This is a genomic window from Actinomyces sp. 565 (genome assembly GCF_010365615.1).
Lineage (GTDB): Bacteria > Actinomycetota > Actinomycetes > Actinomycetales > Actinomycetaceae > Actinomyces.
In genome coordinates this window covers 1-5,586 of sequence record NZ_PIZD01000032.1, presented here as the reverse complement: position 1 = coordinate 5,586, position 5,586 = coordinate 1, and the positions used below count along the sequence as shown (strand labels likewise).

Genomic DNA, 5,586 nt, shown 5'->3' with positions numbered 1-5,586 from the left:
GCCCTCGCACGACGCAACAGCTCAATATGCCCGTAGTGCAACAAATCGTAGGTGCCGTAAGTGATGACGCGCTTCATGAGTCCTCGCATGGGTGATGGGGAGCCGCTCGCGACCGCGTGCTTGCCAAATCGTAACTAGCACGAAGGTCGCGAATGAAGAAAGCTTACCTGAGTCCCGGCTGTTCGGTGTCCCGCTTGCGGCTCGTCGTTGACCTGCGGTGAAGCCGCGATGGTCGAGCGCCGACGGCGACCTCGCACCCGCAGTAGACCGCCAACGGGTCCGCACACCATCCCGGCTCGCGAACGATCCATCCGACGCTCTCTAGTATGTGGCTTGTTACCTACGTCGGACCGCCGTCGCCCTCCCGCCTGAGCCCGCTCCCACCTATCGCATCTCTGGATCACCCATGTGGCAGCAAGGGCCCTGAAAATAAATCCGGCGGCCGCCCAAAAAAAGGGGCTAGTTCGTTTCGCGGCCGCAAGGGTGAGCCGACCGCGGGTTGTCGGGCACCTGGAAGCGGCGCCTGTGCGCTGCACCGGAACTGGCCGCCGCCTTCCCCGTGGCCGAATCGGCCAGCGTCTTCGCACCTGTAACCACCCACAACGCCGTTCCACCGCTGCCGCACCACTGCAGGGCAGACAACGCCCGCTAACCCGTTTACCCGAGAAGACCCAAGGTAGACAACCGAACGCTAGATACCGTAAAACCTGATTCCTGGAAGGTTATTCATGGGGTGTACGTGAAGGTGGGGGTGAGTATGCCGGTGATGGTTGTTAGGAAGGCTTGTATGGGGTGGCGGTAGCCGGAGTGCAGGACGCGCCAGGTCTTGAGGGCGGCTATGGTTGTTTCGACTACGAAGCGGATGCGGTCGGCCGAGGCGTTGTAGGACATGTCGGTCTCGTGCGGGCGCGGCCCGCGTAGCTTCTTGACGGGCGTGGTCATGCCCAGCCCGGTGGAGCCCCGTCGCCAGTAAGCGTTGGCGGTGCCTGCCCGCCGGGTAGGCACTCGGGCGGGACGTCCAGCAGGCCCGATGTTCCCAGCGCGGCGGCGTCGTGCGCGGATCCGGGCAGCGGGTCGGACACCCGTGCCAGAGCGCCGAAACGGGCACGGGCAACCTGCACGTTACGCACGGCAGTGCGGTACTTGCCTGCGAACAGGCCAGGTGTGCCTTTCCAGTCCCAGGTCTTGAGCAGGGTGCCGTCCACAATCTGCACCTGGATGGGGTCGATGTCCTCCACTGCAAGCACGCCGTTCCCCAGGGCGTAGGCGTCAGGGTGGCGTAGGCGCTGATGATGCGGGAGGCGGTGGGCTGGGAGACGTCGAAGACCTCAGCAGGAACTCCTGGCTGGTGTTTGTGGCGCAGCGCCATCACGTCCAGATTTACCAGCTGGTACCGGCCCGGTACCCAGGAGCCGCCCTAGCACGCACCCACTACGCGCGCGCATCGAAAATCCTCCACACCCCTACGAATACCCCTCCCGGTACTACCCCCGTTGATCATATATCCCTTCCGCTGCAGCAGCCGAACCCTTCTCTACGCCGCACCGACCGATAGCTCGCCAGAACTCGCGAATAGCATCAGTGGAGTACGTTCTGCTCTCGAACCTAGCCGCAGCCTCTCGGCATTCTTTCCAGCGCCGCATAGCATCAACCCAGAGGTCATGCTCGAGAGGCAGGATCCTCTGCGCGCCGTCCGGCCCCATTGCCCTTATTCCGTCGATATCAGAACCAATTACGGCGGTCCCCAAGGCCCGTGCCTCCAGGATGACCATGGGCTGCCCTTCATGGAGAGACGGGATCAACATCGCATCCGCGCGTGCGAGTATCGGGTACGGATTTCTTACCCACCCCGGCACGAACACCGCCTGCTCAATCCCAAGGCCATGTATCTGCGCCTCAACCTGCGGCCGCAATGGTCCGTCCCCCAGAAGAACCAGACGCGCATCCGAGCATTCCTTGCGGAAACTCGCAAAGGCATTGAGTAAGAATCCGTGGTTCTTCTCCGGGGACATACGCCCGACGTGTACGAATAGCGGTCTCGAATCGCCACACCAATCGATGAATCCATCAATCGATTGCTCATCTGCCAGTCGCTCAAGGACGTCAGGAACAATCACGTTCCGCGCATAAGTAAAGTTGGCGTCGGGAATGCCGTGCGCCTGCGGCAAACGCCTTGCGTTTGTCTCCATCAGCCCCGCGGAAACAGAGACCGCATGGTCAAACCGTGGAATCAGGCTCACTACGGCGGATAGCTCAGGCATCCGAAGTTCTATTTCGCCCTGGATATCATTGTGGAGATACAGCACCTTTGAGGCCTTGCTGTCCGCGATACCGAGAACCAAGCGGGCCATAAACTCGGAGTATCCGTCAAACTCGATCACGGCGTCAAAGGTCGCACCGGGAAGAACCCTGAGCCCTTCTCTCACGAACAGGCGGGTAATCACCGAGTCGAGCCCCGGCCCGGGAGCATACGCCAACTTATGGGCGACGTGCTGGGCGTGCACCTCCAGGCAGGATCTCGGCTGCGCACCGACCCTGCCAATCACACGCACATTTGCCGGGAGCTTGCGCATCGTCTCTTCGCGCCCAGGTTCATTCTGCACCGGACGCCCCTCCGTTAGCACCGTCAGTGACGTGCCCTGGTCGGCTAGCACGGTAATGAGGTTGACGAAGGAACTCGCCATGCCGTTTGGAATCAAGCTTTGGCGGACAAGTAAGCCAGATGATCCTCCGCCCAAGTCTCTTTGAGGATATGCCTCGTCTCGGGACGCCAGGAACGCCTCTGCTACACGTTCCGATGAGTGCCCGTCATCGGCCGGACCAAACTCCGCGATGAATGCTTCACGCTCCACCAGGTCAACCTTAGGCGCCGATATAGCTGCGCGTAGGCTTTCCAGGTTGTCGCAGACTATGCCGGGTAGATGCGACTGATCGAAGTAGACACCCCGGTTCTCGGCGTAGCGGTCCCAATCCGGCACGTAGAACACCATGGGACGCCGGGTCAAGGCGAAGTCGAAGTATATCGATGAGAAGTCCGTGACAAGGAGGTCGATGTCCGGCAGAAGATCGTAGGTGGAAACATGCCTGGGGACAAACTCGATCGTCGGGTCGATCCTCAACGCCGCTTGTTCTACGTAGTGATGGGCGCGCAGATAGGTGTCATATCCCGCATCCGCTAGCGCATCACGAATTGCCAGCAGCGTCTGTACCTGCTCCTCGAGCTCGGAGTCCTCACGCCAGGTGGGAGCGAACAACGCTCGCCTTGCCCCGCTACAGTGGGTGTCGCCGGCGGCTTCTACCAACACGTCGTTGCGCGGGTAGCCCGTGATCTCGATTCTCGCTTTGGTCAAGCCGTTGACATCGCACCCGTTAATCATCACGGACCGAGTGTGCTCGTTCGGGAAAATCGCATAGGTGGCCTGGAGGTAGTTCCGGGCCATGTTGAGATGCACCAGTGGCTCTTGCATGTCCTTCGCGAGCGTCTTGAGCGGAGTCCCGTGCCAGGTCATCAGGTACCGCTGTTCGAGACGCCGAGTAAAGTATGTCGGCCACGTGGAGTTATTGATCAGGTATTTGGCGGTCGCGAGAAGCCTGGTGTACTGCAAAGAGTCTTTCCGGACGACGATCACGTCGGCGCGATCGGCGAGGTCTTCCGGGAGTACGGCATGCTCATCAACGGCCCAAACATGCAGGAATTCGCCTGGGTGCGATCGAAGGATCTCCCGGCACAGCGCAAGCGGGCTACAGTCGATTGAGATTCCGAGGTTGGCCTCATAGAGAATGACATCATCCTCCACCGCGCAGTCCTCCGACCACTCGACATACGCTGCCAGCTGTGCGGTATAGGTCCCAGTCCGCGGAGTATCAACCACCTTTGGCAGCGCCCGATTGAACGTGGTAGTCCGTTTGAGCACGCCTACAGCTCCGCGGAAGTCACCGGTGTCTGCGAGCAGTTCCGCGTAACGGTCTGCGGTTTTAGCCGCCAACGGGTGGCTGAGCAGGCTCACATAGCGATATTCCTCGATAGCCGTTGCTGTATCTCCCGCACGTTCGGCCAGACGCGCACGTTCCTCATGGCCACGGCGATCGGTCGAACCGAAGAAGCGCAGAGGCGCGATAGGTTCTTCGACTGGATCAACCTGAGAAACACCCGAATCGCTGCGTATAACATCTGCCTCGTCCGGGAACTCAGCTGATGGGATCCACGAGGGTCCGCCCGCTATATCGGAAGCAGCTTCTGTCTGCTTGGTAGGCTCAAGCGCACGCGAAGGTGCGAGCCCCATGGATTCCCGCAACGCCTCGTAGGCAGCCACATAGTAGCCAGCGTCTTCAAAACACCGGCTAATCTCTCGCTGAAGCGTGCGTATCCTGGATTGCTGTCCCGTCAGATTGTCTTCGGCCAGTAAATTGAGTAGTTTCCTATACTCCGTCAAAGCCGCATCACGGGCACCGGAAAGCTGAAGGGCCATTGCGAGGTCTTCGATCCACTCCGTGTTCATCGGCCTCAGATTGACCGCTGACCTCAGTAGCTGTGCGGCATCCGGGAACTCGCACAGCATGGTCTTCATCGTTGCCGCACGATAAAGTAGCCCGGCCCGCCGCCACACTTCGGGCGAAGCTGCCGCGTCGTTGCGATACGTCTCCGCTGCGGCGTCGTAGTGCCGCCCCTCCTCGTGGAAGACACCCAGGCCCCACTTCTTGGCGTCCAGTTTCTGGTCACGATCCTGGGCCATCAAATAGCAGTGCCGGGATCGCCCCCGGTCGCCGGCGCGTTCGTGCGCGTATCCGGCACGGTAGTACGTCCAGCTTCCTCCGCTTAGCGCGGCCGACGCCTCGAAGGCCTCTGCAGCCGCCGGAAGCTGGCCGGCATCTTCGAGCACGGTTGCATAGTTGTATAGCCATTCGGCGTTATCTGAGTGACGCTCTGCAACTTCGGCCATCGCGCTGGCACGCAGCCAAGCGGGATCCTTCTTAGTAAAAGTAGACAAGTATTCTATATCTACCTTCGGATCTGCAAGGTCTTGTACTACTGCAGCGTAATACTCACGGGCGCGCGCCACCTCTCCCTGACGCATGTGCAGGCGCGCAGCGATAAGCTTGTCGCTATTTGTCTGCTGACCAGCCTTTGCCCGAGCATCTACCAACGCAACAGCGTCAGCGCACGCACCAGTCTTCTCAAGACTAAAAGCGAGGCGTCTCTCCGCCACGGAGTTTGTGGGATCTGCCTTCAGAGCTGCACGCAGAAGAGGCACCGCGGCCTCGTAGTTCTTCAGCCGGTACTCAAGGTTGCCGAGCGCAAACGCCGATCCTTCCTCAGAGTTCCTCTGAGCAGTCTGGTAGTACTCGCGCGCACGCGCGAAGTTGCTGCGATGCTCGTAGTACTGCCCTAACCGGACATTGGAGATCAGCTTCATGTCAGCGTCCTTGCTGGAGTCTCAGTTGTTCTGCATGTCGTTCTTGATCTGGGTGGTCGAGATCTCCGGCGTGCGCGGCAGGTAGACGACCTCACACAGGCCCGCGAGCTGCTCGTCAAACTTGCCCGCCCAGTCATCCCCCATGACGAACACGTCGATCTCATACTTCTTC

General features: G+C 60.4%; 4 protein-coding genes and 1 pseudogene. All 5 read right to left on the bottom strand.

What is annotated here, in order from left to right; genetic code table 11:
• Positions 1-77 (bottom strand): adenylyltransferase/cytidyltransferase family protein (locus GZ997_RS05920; RefSeq protein WP_162678626.1); only part of this gene is annotated, 77 nt, incomplete at its 3' end.
• 649 nt (positions 78-726) lie between these two features.
• Entirely contained in the window at positions 727-942 is a 216-nt protein-coding gene (locus GZ997_RS12435) for a transposase family protein (protein WP_203234046.1), read from the bottom strand.
• Positions 939-1,247: a hypothetical protein gene (locus GZ997_RS12430; RefSeq protein ID WP_203234045.1), complete on the bottom strand. Its 309-nt coding sequence runs from the start codon at positions 1,245-1,247 to the stop codon at positions 939-941. Before GZ997_RS12430 ends, GZ997_RS12435 begins: the two co-directional genes overlap by 4 nt.
• A 237-nt stretch (positions 1,248-1,484) precedes the next feature.
• The gene (locus GZ997_RS05910; RefSeq protein ID WP_162679229.1) at positions 1,485-5,414 is read right to left on the bottom strand and encodes a CDP-glycerol glycerophosphotransferase family protein; all 3,930 of its coding nucleotides are present in this window, start codon (positions 5,412-5,414) and stop codon (positions 1,485-1,487) included.
• Positions 5,415-5,435: 21 nt separating this feature from the next.
• A pseudogene (locus GZ997_RS12700) lies at positions 5,436-5,586 on the bottom strand (glycerol-3-phosphate cytidylyltransferase); the annotation flags it as partial.

What these genes read in the sequence shown, in the direction of transcription:
- GZ997_RS12435 (WP_203234046.1), bottom strand. Translation starts at nt 942, where the DNA reads ATGACCACGCCCGTCAAGAAGCTACGCGGGCCGCGCCCGCACGAGACC.
- GZ997_RS05910 (WP_162679229.1), bottom strand. Translation starts at nt 5,414, where the DNA reads ATGAAGCTGATCTCCAATGTCCGGTTAGGGCAGTACTACGAGCATCGC.